15 protein-coding genes are annotated in these 16,256 nt (G+C 73.1%); 5 read left to right on the forward strand and 10 right to left on the reverse strand.

Features of this window, described 5'->3' with window-relative positions; all coding sequences use genetic code 11:
* Positions 1-42 precede the first annotated feature (42 nt).
* Positions 43-1,365 (reverse strand): aldehyde dehydrogenase family protein, encoded by a 1,323-nt coding sequence (locus IE251_RS24525; RefSeq protein ID WP_189755162.1) that lies wholly within the window; start codon positions 1,363-1,365, stop codon positions 43-45.
* A 184-nt stretch (positions 1,366-1,549) separates the two neighbouring features.
* Here IE251_RS24525 and IE251_RS24530 point away from each other — a divergent pair, with 184 nt between their 5' ends.
* A complete protein-coding gene (locus IE251_RS24530; RefSeq protein ID WP_189755163.1) occupies positions 1,550-2,671 on the forward strand; it encodes an acyl-CoA dehydrogenase family protein in 1,122 nt (373 codons plus the stop codon).
* 29 nt (positions 2,672-2,700) lie between these two features.
* Here IE251_RS24530 and IE251_RS24535 read toward each other — a convergent pair whose 3' ends face one another.
* From IE251_RS24535 to IE251_RS42165, 3 genes are all read right to left on the reverse strand, one after another.
* Positions 2,701-3,843, reverse strand: a complete 1,143-nt coding sequence (locus IE251_RS24535; RefSeq protein WP_189755164.1) for an LLM class flavin-dependent oxidoreductase — start codon at positions 3,841-3,843, stop codon at positions 2,701-2,703.
* 42 nt (positions 3,844-3,885) lie between these two features.
* Complete coding sequence (ssuE, locus tag IE251_RS24540; protein ID WP_189755165.1) at positions 3,886-4,446, reverse strand: NADPH-dependent FMN reductase; 561 nt, start codon at positions 4,444-4,446, stop codon at positions 3,886-3,888.
* A 213-nt stretch (positions 4,447-4,659) separates the two neighbouring features.
* Entirely contained in the window at positions 4,660-4,743 is an 84-nt protein-coding gene (locus IE251_RS42165) for a putative leader peptide (RefSeq protein WP_350966843.1), read from the reverse strand.
* 366 nt (positions 4,744-5,109) lie between these two features.
* Between IE251_RS42165 and IE251_RS24545 the strand changes: the two genes are divergently transcribed.
* Positions 5,110-5,544 carry an SPW repeat protein gene (locus tag IE251_RS24545; protein ID WP_189755166.1) on the forward strand — a complete coding sequence of 145 codons (435 nt, stop codon included), beginning with the start codon at positions 5,110-5,112 and terminating at the stop codon, positions 5,542-5,544.
* A 116-nt stretch (positions 5,545-5,660) separates the two neighbouring features.
* Here the strand turns inward: IE251_RS24545 and IE251_RS24550 are convergent, their stop codons facing one another.
* From IE251_RS24550 to IE251_RS24560, 3 genes are read right to left on the reverse strand one after another with little or no spacing between them, the layout of a single operon-like run.
* Complete coding sequence (locus IE251_RS24550) at positions 5,661-6,122, reverse strand: SRPBCC family protein (protein WP_189755167.1); 462 nt, start codon at positions 6,120-6,122, stop codon at positions 5,661-5,663.
* Between the two features lie 33 nt (positions 6,123-6,155).
* On the reverse strand, positions 6,156-6,722 hold the full coding sequence (locus tag IE251_RS24555; protein ID WP_229896912.1) for a GNAT family N-acetyltransferase: 567 nt from the start codon (positions 6,720-6,722) through the stop codon (positions 6,156-6,158).
* A gap of 56 nt (positions 6,723-6,778) precedes the next feature.
* Positions 6,779-8,224, reverse strand: a complete 1,446-nt coding sequence (locus IE251_RS24560; RefSeq protein WP_189755168.1) for an APC family permease — start codon at positions 8,222-8,224, stop codon at positions 6,779-6,781.
* 200 nt (positions 8,225-8,424) lie between these two features.
* Here IE251_RS24560 and IE251_RS24565 point away from each other — a divergent pair, with 200 nt between their 5' ends.
* Entirely contained in the window at positions 8,425-11,142 is a 2,718-nt protein-coding gene (locus IE251_RS24565) for a glycoside hydrolase family 2 protein (RefSeq protein WP_189755169.1), read from the forward strand.
* 50 nt (positions 11,143-11,192) lie between these two features.
* On the opposite strand, the gene IE251_RS24570 is transcribed toward IE251_RS24565, so the two are convergent.
* Together IE251_RS24570 and IE251_RS24575 are read right to left on the reverse strand one after the other, a co-directional pair.
* Positions 11,193-12,635, reverse strand: a complete 1,443-nt coding sequence (locus IE251_RS24570; protein ID WP_189755170.1) for a hydrolase — start codon at positions 12,633-12,635, stop codon at positions 11,193-11,195.
* A gap of 212 nt (positions 12,636-12,847) precedes the next feature.
* Entirely contained in the window at positions 12,848-13,219 is a 372-nt protein-coding gene (locus IE251_RS24575) for a MerR family transcriptional regulator (RefSeq protein ID WP_189755171.1), read from the reverse strand.
* A 60-nt stretch (positions 13,220-13,279) separates the two neighbouring features.
* Here IE251_RS24575 and IE251_RS24580 point away from each other — a divergent pair, with 60 nt between their 5' ends.
* Both IE251_RS24580 and IE251_RS24585 read left to right on the forward strand, forming a co-directional pair.
* The gene (locus tag IE251_RS24580) at positions 13,280-14,545 is read left to right on the forward strand and encodes an MFS transporter (protein WP_189755172.1); all 1,266 of its coding nucleotides are present in this window, start codon (positions 13,280-13,282) and stop codon (positions 14,543-14,545) included.
* 4 nt (positions 14,546-14,549) lie between these two features.
* Positions 14,550-15,041: a nucleoside deaminase gene (locus IE251_RS24585; protein ID WP_189755173.1), complete on the forward strand. Its 492-nt coding sequence runs from the start codon at positions 14,550-14,552 to the stop codon at positions 15,039-15,041.
* A gap of 4 nt (positions 15,042-15,045) precedes the next feature.
* Here the strand turns inward: IE251_RS24585 and IE251_RS24590 are convergent, their stop codons facing one another.
* Entirely contained in the window at positions 15,046-15,900 is an 855-nt protein-coding gene (locus IE251_RS24590; protein WP_189755174.1) for a GNAT family N-acetyltransferase, read from the reverse strand.
* Positions 15,901-16,256 lie beyond the last annotated feature (356 nt).

A 16,256-nucleotide genomic window follows, 5' to 3' on the forward strand; every position in this document is an offset into this window, starting at 1 on the left:
CCCGAGAGGTCGCGCGGCCGGGCCCGAGAGGCGTGCGGGCGGTCAGCTCAGCGGCTTCGCCAGGACGGCCTTGCGGTGGCTGAACGTCTCGATGGAGTAGCGGCCGTGGTAGTTGCCCATGCCGCTCTCCCCCACCCCGCCGAACGGCAGGTCGGAGACGGTGAGATGGGCGACGGGCAGGCCGTGTCCGAGGCCGCCCGAGGAGGTCTCGGCGGCGACGCGCGCCCGGGTCTCGTCCGACTCGCTGAAGACGTACAGGGCCAGGGGCTTGTCGCGGTCGTTGATGAACCCGATGGCCTCGTCCAGGCCGGACACGGTGACGATCGGCAGGATCGGACCGAAGATCTCCTCCCGCATGACGGGCGAGGCGGGGTCGACATCGGCGAGGACGGTCGGCGCGAGGTACTTCGTCGCCCGGTCTCCGACACCGCCGACGGCGACCCGGCCGGAGCCGAGCAGGCCGGACAGCCGGTCGAAGTGCCGTTCGTTGACGATCCGGCCGTACTCCGGCGAGCGCGCCGGATCGGTGCCGAACAGCCTCTCGACCGCGCGGACCAGCGCGGCCTCCAGGGCCGGTGCGGTCTCCGGGTCGGTCAGGACGTAGTCGGGGGCGACGCAGGTCTGGCCCGCGTTGAGGAACTTGCCGCGGGCGAGCCGGTCCGCGACCACCTCCAGGTCGGTGCCGCGGTCCACGAACACCGGGGACTTTCCGCCCAGTTCGAGGGTGACCGGGGTGAGGTGCTCGGCGGCGGCCCGCATGACGATACGGCCGACGGTGCCGTTGCCGGTGTAGAAGATGTGGTCGAAGCGCTCGGCCAGCAGGGCCGTGGTCTCCGGGACACCGCCCTCGACCACCGCGACCGCGTCCGGGTCCAGGTAGGCGGGGATCAGCTCGGCCAGCGCGGCGGAGGTGGCCGGGGCCAGCTCGCTCGGCTTGGCGACGACCGCGTTGCCGGAGGCCAGCGCGCCGACCATGGGCGCGAGCAGGAGCTGCGCCGGGTAGTTCCAGGGCGCGATGACGAGGACGACGCCGAGCGGGTCGTACTGCGTCCAGGCCGTGGCGTCGGCGCCCAGGTGCGGCGGGACGGGCGCGGGCTCGGGGCGCAGCCAGTCCGCCAGGCGCTCCAGTGTGTGGTCGATCTCGCGGACGGTGAAGTCGATCTCGGTGCGATAGGCCTCGGTGTCGCTCTTGCCGAGGTCGGCGCGGAGGGCGGCGGCGAGGTCGGCGCCGCGTTCCGTGAGCAGGGCGCGCATCCGGCGCAGCTGGTCGGTACGCCAGTCGACGGACTTCGTACGGCCGGTGGCGAAGGTGGCGCGCAGCCGGGCCACGACGTCGGCGGGCCGCTCGGGCAGGGAGTGGTTCACGGTGCCTCGGATGGATCACATGGGAACAGTCGGATGCATTTAGCAACCTTTCATGTCCTCAAGTTCATTCCGGCGGGGCCGGTGGAGTGACGAGGGTCACGCCAGTCCTCCCGCGTCGACGACGCCCGGCGCCGCGGGCGGGGCTCGCGGTCATACCGCCCGATGGCCCGGAAGAATCTCCCGCATGGATCTCACCGCGCATCCGCTCGTCGTCCGCGCCCGCCGCCTCGCCGAGGACCTGCTCGCCCCCGAGGCCGAGCGGGTCGACCAGGAGGGGGTGCCCCCGGGGCACATCGAGGCGGTGAAGCGGTCGGGCCTGCTCGGGGTGACCGCGCCGGCGGACCACGGGGGCGCGGGGGTGCCGCCCGCCGTGGCGCGGGAGGTCGCGGAGATCCTGGCCGGGGCGTGCGGTGCGACCTGGTTCGTGCAGACCCAGCACCACACGCCGGTGCAGACCCTGGCGCGCAGCGAACACCCGGCACGGGAAAGGCTGTTGGGCCCCTTGTCCCGCGGGGAGCTGCTGTCCGGGGTGGCGTACGCGCAGCTGCGGTCGTATCCGCGCCGCCCGGTACGGGTCCGGCCGGAGCGCGGCGGCTGGCGGTTCGACGGGACGGTGCCCTGGTACACCGGCTGGGGTCTGAACGACGTGATGCTGCTGGCCGGGGTCACCGACTCCGGCGAGGCCCTGTTCGCCTTCGCCGAGGCCCGGGAGCAGCCGGGGCTGCGGGCCTCGGAGCCGATGCGGCTGGCCGCCCTCACCGCCGCGCGCACGGTGTCGCTGGAGCTGGACGGACTGTGGCTGCCCGCGGAGGCGGTGGCCCTGCGCACGCCGTACGACCGCTGGGCCGCCGGCGACCGGGTCAGGACGCTGCACACCAGCCCGGCGGTCTTCGGCGTGACACAGACCGCGCTCTCCCTGCTGGACACGGGCACGGCCGCCCCGCTCCGCGCCCGCCTCGCCGGGATCCGCCGCAGGGCGTACGAGCTGGCGGACGAGCCGCCGCCCAAGGGGTGGACGGGGCGTCCGGCCACGGCGATGCGCGCCAGCGGGGCGGAGTCGGAGGCGGAGGCGAGGACGGTGGACGCGTGGGTGGGGGAACGGCTGGCGGTGCGCGCGGACGCCCACGAGCTGCTGCGTACGGCCACCACGGCGGCGGTGGTGGCCGGCGGCGGCCGCGCGATGGCCGTGACCGCCCGCGCCCAACGCCTCGCCCGGGAGGGGCTGTTCCTGCTGGTACAGGGCCAGACCGCCGAGTCACGCGCGGCACATCTGCGGGCCTTGAGCGGGGCGCCGGCGGACACCTGAGCCTGCCCGCCGGAACGCGCTCCGCCGGGTCAGCCGGCGACCGGTACCTCCTGGGCAGCGGCAGGTGCCCGCCCGTCGGGGTGGGTCCACAGTCCCTGCGCGGCGAGCCGGGGCAGCACGCCCTCGCCGAACCAGTACGCCTCCTCCAGGTGCGGATAGCCGGAGAGGACGAACTCGTCGATGCCGAGGGCGTGGTACTCCTTGATGCGCTCGGCCACCTCCTCGTGACTGCCGACCAGCGCCGTCCCCGCGCCGCCCCGCACCAGCCCGATCCCGGCCCACAGGTTGGGGTGGATCTCCAGGCCGTCCCGGCTGCCGCCGTGCAGCGCGAGCATGCGCCGCTGCCCCTCCGACTCGCTGCGGCCGAGCCCCTCCTGCACGGCCCGTACGGTCTCCGGGTCGAAGCCGTCGAGCAGCCGGTCCGCCTCCGCCCATGCCTGCGCCGCCGTGTCCCGCGTGATGACGTGCAACCGGATGCCGAAGCGCGGGGTACGGCCGTGCGCGGCGGCGAGCCCGCGGATCCAGGCGATCTTCTCGGCGACCTGCGCGGGCGGCTCGCCCCAGGTGAGGTACACATCGGCGTAGCGGGCCGCGACCTCGCCGGCGGCCGGTGAGGAGCCGCCGAAGTACACCTCGGGCACCGGGTCGGGCACCCGGCTGAGCCGCGCCTCCTCGACCCGCAGGTGCTCCCCGTCCAGGTCGACGCTCTTGCCCTCCCACAATTCCCGTACCACGTGCAGGAATTCGCCGGTACGGCGGTACCTGGCGTCCTTGTCGAGGAAATCGCCGTAGGCCCGCTGTTCCCGGCTCTCCCCGCCGGTGACGACGTTGAGCAGCAGCCGTCCCCCGGTCTGCCGCTGGAACGTGGCCGCCATCTGCGCGGCGAGCGTCGGGGAGACGAAGCCGGGCCGGAAGGCCACGAGGAACTTCAGCCGTTCGGTGTGCTGGCTGACCATGGCGGTGGTCAGCCACGCGTCCTCGCACCAGGCGCCGGTCGGGGTGAGCGCGGCCACGAAGCCCAACTCCTCCGCGGCGCGCGCGATCTGGCTCAGATAGGCGACCGTCGGGGGCCGGTCCCGGCCGGACACGGTCGCCGGGCTGCCGTGACCGCCGCCGACGACATCACGGCTGTCGCCGTTGGTGGGCAGGAACCAGTGGAAGGTGAGGGACACGGAGGTCTCCGATCGCTTGTGTCCGTGGGGTGGGCGGGCCGATCAGCTCGCGGTCGCCGCCGCCAGTACGGGCGTGCGGTCCAGGGCGGCGGCGAACTGGTCCACCACGTGCCCCAGGGCCTCGGCGGTGGCCGGTGCGACGGCCACGGAGCCGTCCTCCCGCACGGTGATGTCCTTGTCGAGGGTGAACCAGCCCTGGACTATGTGGGCGGCACCCATGGAGTTCAGCACCGGCCGCAGGGCGTAGTCGATGGCGAGAACATGCGCGGTGGAGCCGCCGGTGGCCAGCGGGAGCACGGTTTTGCCGGTGAGCGCGAACTGCGGGAGCAGGTCCAGGAGCGCCTTGAGGACGCCGGAGTACGACGCCTTGTAGACGGGCGTGCCGACCACGACGCCGTCGGCGCGGGCGAACAGCTCCGCGGCCTCGACGATGGCGGGGTGCCGGAAGTCCGCGCCGAGCAGGGCCTTTGCCGGGATGGTGCGGACATCGAGCGGGATCACCTCGTGGCCCTGGGCGATGAGCCGCTGGTCCAGGTGGCGCAGCAGGAGGCTGGTGCGCGAGGAGGCGGAGGGGCTTCCGGAGACGGACAGGACGGTGGCCATGGGTGTCTCGATTCTGGGGTGCGCCGGACGGCCGTACGCGAGTGGGACGCCCGGGAGAAGACGGTCGGGAGCACCGCGTCCCGAGCCGGAGCGGGCACGCGGAACCCCTGTCGCGGAATCGCTCGACGGGACGCCGGGCACACCGAATCCGGTGAAGGACGGAGGGGGTTCAGTCGCGCCGGACGCCCGGAGGAGAGGGAAGAGGAGGGCGGATCAGCCCGCGGCGCGACAGGAGGCGCTGGAGACGCGTGCGAGATCGACATGGCGTCGCCGCGTGAGATCCAGTCGCGTGGTCATGCCATCGATCGTGGCAGCAGCCTGCGACGACCGTCAAGGAGATCACGGCCGTTCTCGCATCGCGGACCCCTGGGTTCCACAGCCGCCGCACGGGAGGCGCGCGGCGGCCGGGTGCCGACGGCCGGCTCTCAGGCCCCGCCTCCCACCTCCCGCCCCCGGCCACCACGAGGAAGGCGTCCGGCTTCGGATCCCTCACCACGGTCGCCGGCTCACCCTCGGCACGTCGGGCGGCGACGTGCCGGCCATCGCCCATCCTGCTCACCCTCTACACATAAGCTGGAAGTAAGGGCAAAATGGTCCATATGGCGCACTAGCCCCGCACCGGACCGGACCCGGTCCGGCCTGCGAAGTCGAAGGAGACGAGTCATGGCCGACTTGCACAGGGGTGACATCTCGAGCCACCCCGATGTCTCCGAGATGCGGGACCGCTACGCCCGCGTACTCGGTGGTCGTGATGTGGCGCTCGTGGACGGGCCGGTGTTCCTGCTCGGCCTGTACTGTGCCGCGTCCCCGTGGATCCTGCACTACACGGCGAGCCAGCCCGCCCTCGTCACCCACAATCTGATCGTGGGCATTGCGATCGGCCTGCTGGCCCTGGGATTCACCCGGGCGCCCGAGCGCATGTACGGCCTGAGCTGGGCCATGTGTGCCATGGGCATCTGGATGATCATCGCCCCGTGGATCGTGGGCAGCCGCCCGGACACGGGCGTCATCGTCAACAACATCGTCATCGGAGCCCTGGCCCTCGTCCTCGGCCTGGTGTGCGCCGGCACGGCCGCGAAGAGCACTCCCAGGCCGTAGCACGCGGGCCCCCGGACCACGGAAGAGAAGACCGAGGAAAGGAGACGGGAACATCGGAAACGAAGAAGAACATCGAGGCCGGTCCGCCGGACGGACCGGCCTCCCCTTGTCCCCGGTCAGCCGGCCGGCACCCGCCACGGCTCCTGTGGCAGGGGCCGGCCGGTCTCCAGCAGCGACTTGAGGTTGGACAGCACGGCCGGCCAGCCGGACGCGACGGCGGAACGCTCGCCCTCGTCGGCCAGGTCGTCGTGCGTGACGGTCAGCCGGACGATGTCCTCGTACGGCCGGATCTCGTAGGTGACCCTGGAGTGCCGGTCCTCGCGGCCCTCCTCACCGGGCTCGGCCCAGGTGGTCACCAGCCGGGCCGGCGGCTCGCTCTCCACCACCCGGCCGACCACGTCGGCGACGCCGGAGCCGTCGGCGCGCACATGCTCCCAGCGGGAACCGGGCCGCCAGTCGGAGACGTTCCGGTGCCCCCAGTAGACGGCCGTCAGATCGGCGTCGGTGAGCGCCTCCCAGAGCTTCTCGGGAGTGCTCGCGATGTAGGTGACGTACACGAAGCAGGGTTGCTCGGTCATGGTCGCTCAAGCTGTCGAGGTGATCGTCCGCTGTCAAAGGTCCGCGTCGGGCAGGGCCGGCACGGTGAAGGAGATCCACACGTCCGGCGGCAGCTCCGGCCGGCCCGGCACCGGGCGCGGCTCGCGGGTCCAGGCGTCGCCGGCGAGTTCCGTGGCGACCCTGGCCCAGAAGCGCGCCGCGGCCGGGTTGTCCTGCTGGTAGGCGATCTCCCACGGCCCGGGGTGCCGGGTGAGCACCTCGCGCGCGGCCCGCAGCCCGACGCCCCGGCGCCGGGCACCGCGCACCACGAAGAAGCTGTTCAGCACGCGTACCGGGCCGTCGAGCCCGCGGACGAACGCCAGCCCGGCGAGGCGGTCGCCGTACGTCAGCAGGTACGGCGCCCAGCCGGGCCCGGTGAAGGCGGAGGTCACCCACTCGCTCCGGAAGCCGCCGTCGGCGGCGGGCAGGCTGCCCTGGAACTCGGACAGATCGTGGCGGAACATCAGCCACAGCCGCTCCACGGCGGGCCGGTCGTCGGGGGTCGCGGGGCGGACGGCGAGGTCCGCGGCCATGTTCTCGGCGGTGCTCCCGGCCGTGTTCTCGTTCGTGTTCTGGGTCATGAACGAGAGCGTCCCCGGCGGATCGTGGTCCGGCCGGGGAGGTGGTGTCCGTAACTCTAGCTCATCTCAAGGGCGTTGCGGGTCTCGCCGATGTCCTCGCCGGTCTCCTTCGGGCCGAACGGCCAGACCCTCTCGTGCCGCGCCCACCCCAGGAAGGCCACGCAGCCGAGGGCCAGCCAGACCAGGGACCACTCGACGGGGTGGCGGCCCGGGGAGTTGTGGTCGGCGTAGCCGTAGATCACGCACCAGCCGGTGAAGGCGAGGACGCTCGGCAGCGGGTACAGCCACATGCGGTAGGGGCGGTGCAGGTCCGGGCGGCGTCGGCGCAGGACCGTCAGCGCCACGATCTGGGCCAGCGCCTGCACGATCACCATCACCGTGGTGAGCAGCTGGATCAGGGTGGCGAGGTCGGTGTGGCGGCCGACCAGGAAGCCGACGGCGGTGATCACGCCCATGGTGGCGAGGCCGGACACCGGGAACCGGTGCCTGGGGTGCAGCTTGCCGTAGGCGCGGAAGAAGACCCGGTCGCGGGCGGCGTCGTAGGGCACCCGGGAGCCGCCGAGCAGGCCGGTGAAGACGGAGGCGAACGCGGTGACGAGGATCAGCGCGGTCACGGTGTCCGCCGCCGCCCTGCCCCAGGTGTCCTCCAGCACCGCGGAGGCCACCGAAGTGGAGGCGATGTCGTGCGGGTCGGTCATCCGGTGCCAGTCGACCACGCCGAGCGTGCCGATCTGGAGCAGCAGGTAGATCGCCATGACACCGAGGATCGAGAAGAGCACGGAGCGCGGGAGGGTCCGGCCGGGGTCCTTGATCTCGGCGCCCATGTAGGCGGTGGTGTTGTAGCCGAGGTAGTCGTAGATGCCGATGGTCAGGCCCGCGGCGAACCCGGGCCAGTAGTGGTCGCTCATCACATTGAACGCGCCCTGTGGGTAGGTGAAGGCCATATGTGGGCTGAAGTGAGTGGCCGCGGCGATGATGACCAGCAGCACGGAGGCGATCATCACGGTCCACAGGACGGCCGTGATCCGGGCGATGTGCTCGATGCCGCGCCAGAGCAGGAGCACCACGAGGGCGATGACGCCGAGGCCGGTCAGGTCGCCGGCCGTCCGCCCGAGGCCGGGGGCGAGATAGCCGAGGTACTGGACGAAGCCGACCACGCCCGTGGACATGATCAGCGGGATGAACAGCATGGCCGTCCACACGAACAGAAACGGCATCAGACGCCCGGTGCGGTGCCGGAAGGCCTGGCGCAGATAGACGTAGCTGCCGCCGGAGCCGGGCAGGGCGGCACCCAGTTCGGCCCAGACGAGCCCGTCGCACAGGGCCAGGACCGCGCCCGCGAGGAACCCGGTGACCGCCTGCGGGCCGCCGAACGCGGCGACCATCAGCGGGATGGTGACGAACGGGCCGATGCCGCACATCTGGCTCATGTTGATCGCCGTGGCCTGGAACAGGCCGACGCGGCGGACGAAACCACCCGTGGGTGGCGGGCTACCGGACAATGGGGCCTCCTGACACGGCGGGCATCCGACGCACCCGGCAGCGGCTGATCTACCGTCAGACTCACGACGGCGAAACGATCCTGCCCAAGCCGGCGGCGTCCCGTGCCGGTCTCCGCGAGGCTCGTTGACAGTGTCCGGGGCGCGACCTAGCGTGACCCAGGTTAGTAAAGTTTCCTAACTTTACGAGGCTGGAGACCGCCGTGTTCCCTCGCCACACCCGCCGGCTCCCCCTGGCCGCCGCGGCGCTGCTCGCCCTCGGCGGCGCCCTGACCACCGGCGCCTGGGCCGGCCGCGGGGAGGCGACCGAGCCCCACCGGCCGGAGCGGCTCACCCCCGTCCCCTCCGCCGCGGGCACCAGCACCCCGCTGTCCCGCTTCGCCATCCAGTCCGCCGCGAAGGTGGGCGACTCGGCGGCGGCCGTGTCCTCCCCCGGCTATCCGGCGCGAAACTGGTATCCGGCCGGTCCCCGCTCCACCGTGCTGGCCGCGCTGCTGGCGAACGGCGTGTACCCCGACCCGTTCCGCTCCACCAACCAACGGCAGATCCCGCGGGCCGACTTCGACGTGCCGTGGTGGTACCGCTCGGACTTCACGGTCGAGGACACCGAGCGGCGCACCTTCCTGGACTTCAGCGGCGTCGTCTCGGCGGCCGACGTCTATGTGAACGGCCGGCTGGTGGCGCCGGCCTCCCGGATCACCGGCGCCTACACCCGCCATGAGCTGGACATCACCTCGCTGGTCCGGCCGGGCACGAACACGGTCGCCTTCCGGGTGCGGCCCAACGACCCGAACCGGGACCTGACCATGGGCTGGCTCGACTGGCTCCAGCCGCCGCCCGACCGGAACATGGGCCTGGTCCGGGACGTCCTGGTCCGCCGGGAAGGCCCGGTCGCGCTGCGCGACGCGCACGTGGTCACGAGGCTGGCCGTGCCCTCGCTCGCCACCGCCGACCTGACGGTCAGGGCCCAGGTCCGCAACGACACGGGCTCCGCGGTCACCACGGAGGTCACCGGCAGGGTCGGCGGCATCCGGTTCGCCCGGACGGTGACGCTCGGCGCGCACGAGTCGAAGGCGCTGTCCTTCTCCCCCGCCGACGTCCCCGGTCTGCGCCTCACCCGCCCCAAGGTATGGTGGCCGGCCGGCATGGGCGGGCAGCCGCTGTACGACCTGGACCTCACCGCCACCGTGGCCGGCACACCGTCGGACACCGCGCACGAGAGCTTCGGCATCCGGGACGTGCGGGCCCCGCTGAACGCCGACGGCGCCCGCCAGTACCGCGTCAACGGCCGTCCCCTTCTGATCAGGGGCGGCGGCTGGTCCCCGGACGAGTTCCTGCGCTGGGACCGCGCCTATACCGAGGACCGTCTGAAGTACGCCCTCGACCTGGGCCTGAACACCATCCGCCTGGAAGGCCACCTGGAGCCCGACGAGTTCTTCGACCTCGCCGACCGCTACGGCGTGCTCGCCCTGCCGGGCTGGGAGTGCTGCGACAAGTGGGAGGGCGACGTCAATCCCAACGGCTCGGGCGAGCCGTGGTCCGCAGCGGACCACACCGTGGCGCGGGCGTCCATGGCCGCCGAGGCCGCCCGGCTGCGCGGCCACCCGAGCGTGCTGTCGTTCCTGATCGGCAGCGACGCCGCGCCGGACGCCACGATCGAGAAGGGCTACCTGGACGCGCTGGAAGCGGCCGACTGGCCCGTCCCCGTGGTCCCCGCCGCGTCCGCCACCTCCTCCCCGCGGCTCGGTGACTCGGGCATGAAGATGACGGGCCCCTACGACTGGGTGCCGCCCGGCTACTGGTACGCCAAGCGGGAGGGCGGGGCCACCGGCTTCAACTCCGAGACCAGCGCGGGCCCGAGCATCCCCACCCTGGACACGCTGCGCCGGATGATGACACCGGCCGAACTGGACACCCTCTGGAAGGACCCGGAAGCCCGGCAGTACCACCGTTCGCCGTCCGTCACCTTCGGCACGCTCAAGATCTACGACGAGGCGCTCACCGGCCGCTACGGCCCTCCCACGGGCCTCGCCGACTATGTACGCAAGGCCCAGCTGGCCCAGTACGAAACCGTGCGCGCCCAGTTCGAGTCGTACCGGCGCAACGCGACCGACAGCGACCGGCCCGCCACCGGTGTCGTGCACTGGATGTTCAACAGCGGCTGGCCCTCGCTGCACTGGCAGCTGACGGACCGTTACCTCGACCAGAACGGCGCCTACTTCGGCGCGAAGAAGGCCAACGAGCCGCTGCACGTGCAGTTCTCCTACGACGACCGCTCCGTCGTGGTGGTGAACAACCGCACCGCTGCGGTCCGGGGGCTCACCGCGCGGGCCACGCTGTTCGATCCCGACGGCACGCGCCGCTTCGACCAGAGCGCCGGCGCGGTGGCGGTGAACGGCGGCGGCGCGCATGCCACCGCGCTCACGCTGCCGCCGGCGGTGGACGGGCCGGCGCGCACCCAGCTGCTGCGGCTGGTGCTGACGGACGCGGCCGGCAAGGAGGTGAGCCGGAACGTGTACTGGCTCTCCACCCGGCCCGACACCCTCGACTGGGACGGCACCACCTGGTACTACACCCCGACGACGGAGTACGCCGACCTGACCGGGCTGGCCTCGATGGCCCGGGTGCCGGTGTCGGCGGAGGCGGTCACCCGCGCGTCGGACGGGGTGTCGACCACGACGGTGACCCTGCGCCACCACGGGAGCGGGACGACTCCGGCGCTGCTGACGGACGTCGACGTGATGGGCGCGGAGGGCAGGCCGGTGCTGCCGGTGCGCTGGTCGGACAACCAGGTGAGCCTGTGGCCGGGCGAGTCGGTGACGCTGACCGCCACCTACCGGACGGCGGACCTGCGCGGGTCGGCACCGGCCGTGCGCGTCTCCGGCTGGAACACACCGGAGACGACGGTCCCGGCGGGCTGACGGGGCGGGGCGGAGCCGCACGACGGCCCGCGCCGCCGCCCCGGCCCGGTTCAGCTCACGTCGAGCGCGGTGTCGTCCACGACGAACGAGGTCTGGTACTTGGAGCCCTCGGTGCCGGTGAACTTCAGGGTGACGGTCTGCCCGGCGTAGCCGCCGAGGTCGAAGGCGCGCTGGGTGTAGCCGGTGGCGGCGTCGAGGTTGGAGTACGTCGCCAGGGTGCGCAGCACGGTGCCGGAGCCGTTCAGGAGCTGGACCTTGAGGGTGTCGTAGGCCGTGCTGGTGGTGGTCTCGGCGGTGTCCACGTGGAGTTGGAAGGTCAGCCTGGCCGCGCAGCCGGACGGGAGGGTCACCGACTGGGCGAGGGTGTCGGTGGTGGCGGTGCCGTTGCCGTCGAGCCAGGCGTAGTACGAACCCGAACGGGCCGCCCTGCTGGTGGAGTTGGTGATGACGCCGCTGGTCGTGGTCCAGACGGTGCTGCCGGACTCGAAGCCGTTGTTGCCGAGGAGCTGGGCGGCGGCGCAGGTCGTCGAGCCGCCGCCGGTGCCCGTGCCGCTCGCGCCGGACAGCCATGCGGTGGCGTTGAGCGCGAGGGCGGCGTTGGTGGCGGTGGTGTCGTTCCAGCCGTCGTAGAGGGTGTTGCCGGACTGGCCGGTGCCGTCGTCGGCCGGGGAGCTGTCGCCCCAGAAGGCCACCCGGCCGCTGCCGAAGGTGCTGGTGGCGAAGAAGGCGCCGGTGTTCCCGGAGTAACCGGTGCGGTAGAGCAGGCCCTTGACGCCGGGGTTGTCGGCGGGCTTGAGGGTGGCGGTCGTACCGCTGGCGATCAGGCTCTTGGTGACGGTGCCGAAGGAGCCGTGCAGCACCGGGTCGGTGCTGTCACCGATCGCGGCCGGGTGGTCGGAGCCGATGCTCAGCGAGTCGACGGAGAAGCCGAACGGGTCGGTGGAGTCGACGCCGTTGTTCGTCATCAGGTCGTTGAAGATCTCGACCGCGTCGTAGCCGTCGTTGTCGCGGTCGGCTCCGGTGTGGTCGGAGATCATGAACAGTCCGCCGCCGTTCTTGACGAAGTTCATGATCGCCGTTTTTTCGGCGCTGGTGAGAGGGGTGTTGGGTTCGGGCAGGACCAGCGTGTCGAAGTTCGACAGATCGGTGGCGGAGGTGCCGCCGTAGCCGAGGCTCGAGCCCGGCGGCAGGGTCTTCAGGCTGTAGCCACCGGTCTTCTGCAGTGCGACGCCCCAGGAGGACAGGGCCCCGGTCCAGTCGGTCTCGGCGGACGGGGAGGCGTCCTGGCCGAGCGGGTCGGGCTGGCTGGTGGAGATGATCCAGTCGGCGTTGCCGGCCGTCTCGGCATGGGCGTTGTCGAACAGGACGCGGTGGGTGTCCGCCGCGTGGGCGGGGGTGCCGGTGCCGGTCTGTACGGCGACCGAGGCCAGCAGCAGCGCCGCGCCGGCCAGGGCGGTGGTGCCGCCGCGGCGGGATCTTTTCCGTCCGAGCATCCGTCGAACCTCCGTGAAGGGCTGGGGAGAGGCGGTGCGGGCGCCGAGTCTGCGCGCGTAGAACCGGCTTGGGGTGTCCTCCGCGCGTCGGTTGGCTGAAATGTACATGGCGATCCGGGCGGGTGAACAGAGGGTTCCGGTGCCGACGGGAGCGCGCCGGATCACCACCGGAGGCGCATGGACGACGCGACGCGCCGGCCGCGCCGGGAGGTTCAGCCGCCGTCCGGCCGTACCGACGCCAGGTAGGCGGCGAGCCGGTCGCGGTTGCGGGCCAGGCAGTCGATGCGGGCCTGGATGCGGTCGATGTGCTCCTGGAGCAGGGCGGCCGTCCCGGGCGGCACGTTCCCGGGGGACGGCACCAGACGGCCGGGTCCGCACAGGTACGGCAGGATCGCGCGGATCATCTCGGTGGTCAGCCCGGAGTCCAGCAGGCCCCGGATCTGCCGCACCCGCGCGACCGCGGACTCCGGGTAGCTGCGGTAGCCGTTGCCGGCGCGGTCGGGGTGCAGCAGGTCCTGTTCCTCGTAGTAGCGCAGCAGCCGGGTGGCGACGCCCGTGCGCCGGGACAGCTCACCGATGCGCATCGCGCCTCCCGGGTTCCGCGCTTGACCTTCACACTGATGTGAAGCTTCCACCATGGTCGCATGACCCCGTCCTCCCAGGTCAAGGGCGGTCGCCTGCCGTGGTCCGGGCTGCTCGCCCTGTCCTCGGCCGCGTTCACCGCCGTACTGACCGAACTCCTCCCGGCCGGCCTGCTGCCCGCCATGGCGCCCCCGCTCGGGGTCGCCGGGTCCCGGATCGGCTTCCTCGTCACCGCGTATGCCGCGGCCTCCTTCGTCGCCGCGGTCCCGGTCACCGCGGCGCTGCGCGGACTGCCCCGGCGGCCGGTGCTGTGCGGTGCGCTGCTGGGGTTCGCCCTGAGCAACACGGTGGTGGCGCTGTCGTCGTCGTACCCGCTCACCGTCGCGGCCCGGCTGCTGGCCGGGGCGATGGGCGGCACGCTGTGGGCGATGCTGGCCGGTTACGCGGCCCGCATGGTGCCCGCCGAGCGGCGCGGCCGGGCCATCGCGGTGGTCCTCGCCGGGATCACCCTGGCCCTGGCGCTCGGCGTGCCCGCCGGTACCGCGCTGGCCGGCGCGGTGGGCTGGCGGGCCGCGTTCGCCGTCCTGGCCGTGCTCGCGGTGCTGCTCGCGGGCTGGGTACGGCTGCGGGTGCCCGGTTTCCCCGGCGAGCCGCCGCACGCGCGCGTGCCCCTGGTCCGGGTCGCCCTCCGCCCCGGGATCCGCCCGGTGCTGTGCGTGACGTTCTTCCTGCTGCTGGGACACCAGGTGATGTACACATACATCGGCCCGTTCGCCGCGCATGCCGGGTACGGCCGTACGGGCGTCCTGCTCGCGGTGTTCGGGGCGGCCACGGTGGCGGGGATCTGGCTCACCGGGGTGCTGGCCGACCGCCGTCCCCGGGCCGCTCTGCTCGGGGCGCTGGCGCTGGTCGCGGCCGTGCTGCTGGCGCTGGGGCCGGCCGGCCGGGCGCACGCGTTGCTGTTGGGCGCGGTCGCGCTGTGGGGCGTGGCCTTCGGCGGGGCGCCGACGCTGATCCAGACCGCGCTGGTCGACGCCGCCGGACCCGGCGAGGCCGATCTGGCGACCTCGTTGCAGACCACGGTGTACAACGCGGGGATCGCGGCCGGTTCGCTCACCGGCGGCCTGGCACTGGACGCGCTGGGCGCGGGGGCACTGCCGTGGACCGCGCTCCCGCCGGTGCTGCTGGCGCTCGGCACGGTCGCGCTGGGGCGGCGCCACGCCTTCCCGGCCGGGCGGCGCTCGGTTGCCCTGGAGGCAAAGCCGTCGGCCCGGCCGGGTGCGGTGGCCGTAACGTGCCCGGCCGGAGATCATGACGTACGGAGGTGAACCGATGGTCCGGGACGATGAGCTGCGGTATCTGCGCCGCTGTGTCGAGCTGGCCGAGGAGGCGCTGGACGCCGGTGACGAGCCCTTCGGGTCGGTCCTGGTGGCCGGGGACGGGACCGTGCTGGCGGAGGACCGCAACCGGGTGGCGGGCGGGGACCACACCCGGCATCCCGAGTTCGAGCTGGCCCGCTGGTCGGCCGCGCGTCTGACGCCCGAGGAGCGGGCGAAGGCGACCGTCTACACCTCCGGCGAGCACTGCCCGATGTGCGCGGCGGCGCACGCCTGGGTCGGGCTCGGCCGGATCGTGTACATCGTCTCGTCCGTGCAACTGTCCGGCATCCTGGCCGAGTTGGGCGTGCCCGCTCCGCCCGTACGGACCCTGCCGGTGCGGGACATCGCGCCCGGGGTGGCCGTGGCGGGACCGGTGCCGGAGCTGCTGGACGAGGTACGGGAGCTGCACCGGCGCTTCCACTCCGGGCGGACCCGACTCGGCTGAGGGATCAGCCGAGTTCGAGCGTGGTGACGCCGAACACCCGTTCCTGGGCGTGTGCGCGCACCGAGCCGGTGTACATGCGGGCGGTCTCGAACGAGGGCCGCAGTCCCGCCTGTTCGGCGAGGGCGACGCCCGCCGCGTTCGGCTCGGGCACGTCGATCGCGACCTCCCGGCCGGCCACGTCGGCGGTGAGGGCGGCGAACAGGGCCCGGGCGTCGGCGGCGGTGTCGGCGAAGAGGGGGCCGATGCGCAGCGTGTCCCGGCCGGGGCGGATCACGCCGTAGCCGGTCAGGTGCCCGCCGTTGTCGCGGACGACGGCGCGGTGGCCGGGTGTGGTGAGCCACTCGGCGAGGAACCGGGGGCGGTCGGCGGGGTGGCAGGCGCTGTCGTAGGCGGTGATCGCGGCGAGGTCGGCGGGGCCGGCCGGGCGGACGCCGGCGGGCGGCTCGGCCTCGGGAGCGGGGCCGCTGAACCGGATGGTGCGGTGGGCGAGCCGGAAGCCGGACTGGCGGTAGTTGTCCTGCTGGGCGACCACCCCGTCCAGGCCGATCGTACGGTTCCCGGCGTGCGCCAGCGCGGTCTTCCAGGTGGTCAGGCCGTGTCCCCGGCCGCGCAGGCCGGGGCGGACCAGATAGCAGCCGAGGAAGGAGTAGTCGGGTCCGTGGTTGACCACGGAGACGGCGGAGACCGGCTCCCCGTCGATCCGGCCGAGGAAGAACCCCTCGGGGTCCTGGGCGAAGAAGGCGGGGCCGTCGGACAGTCCGGGGTTCCAGCCCTCCGCCGCCGCCCACCCGCTGATCACCGGCCAGTCGGCGAGGGTGGCCTGGGTGACGACGAGGTCCTGGGGGGCCGCAGAGGTCATCGGTGCGCTCCGTATCCGTCGGGGTCGGGCTGTTGTCGTACGGCACGGCCCTCGGCCGGCCGCCCGCAGCATCCTTCCGGATCAACGCGGGCCGCGCCACGGGGAGATCGGTCGGCGCGCACCTGAGTGCCCGTCCGGGCCGGGGTTCGCGCGGGCCGGGGCTCACCCGGGCCGGGGCCCGTCCGACCTGGGGCCCGTCCGGCCCGGGGCTCCGGCGCCGTTGGGGTGTGTGCGTACGGGCCCGTCCGGCTGGGGGTCGCTGTCATGGGGCGTCGCCGCGCCGTCGGCGCGGGAGGTGGTGCCCGGAGCGGAGGTCGCGTCCCGGTGCCGTAGCCGGCCCGGGACTTGCCGCCGCG

Source organism: Streptomyces eurythermus, assembly GCF_014649115.1.
In the GTDB taxonomy this organism is placed as follows: domain Bacteria; phylum Actinomycetota; class Actinomycetes; order Streptomycetales; family Streptomycetaceae; genus Streptomyces; species Streptomyces eurythermus.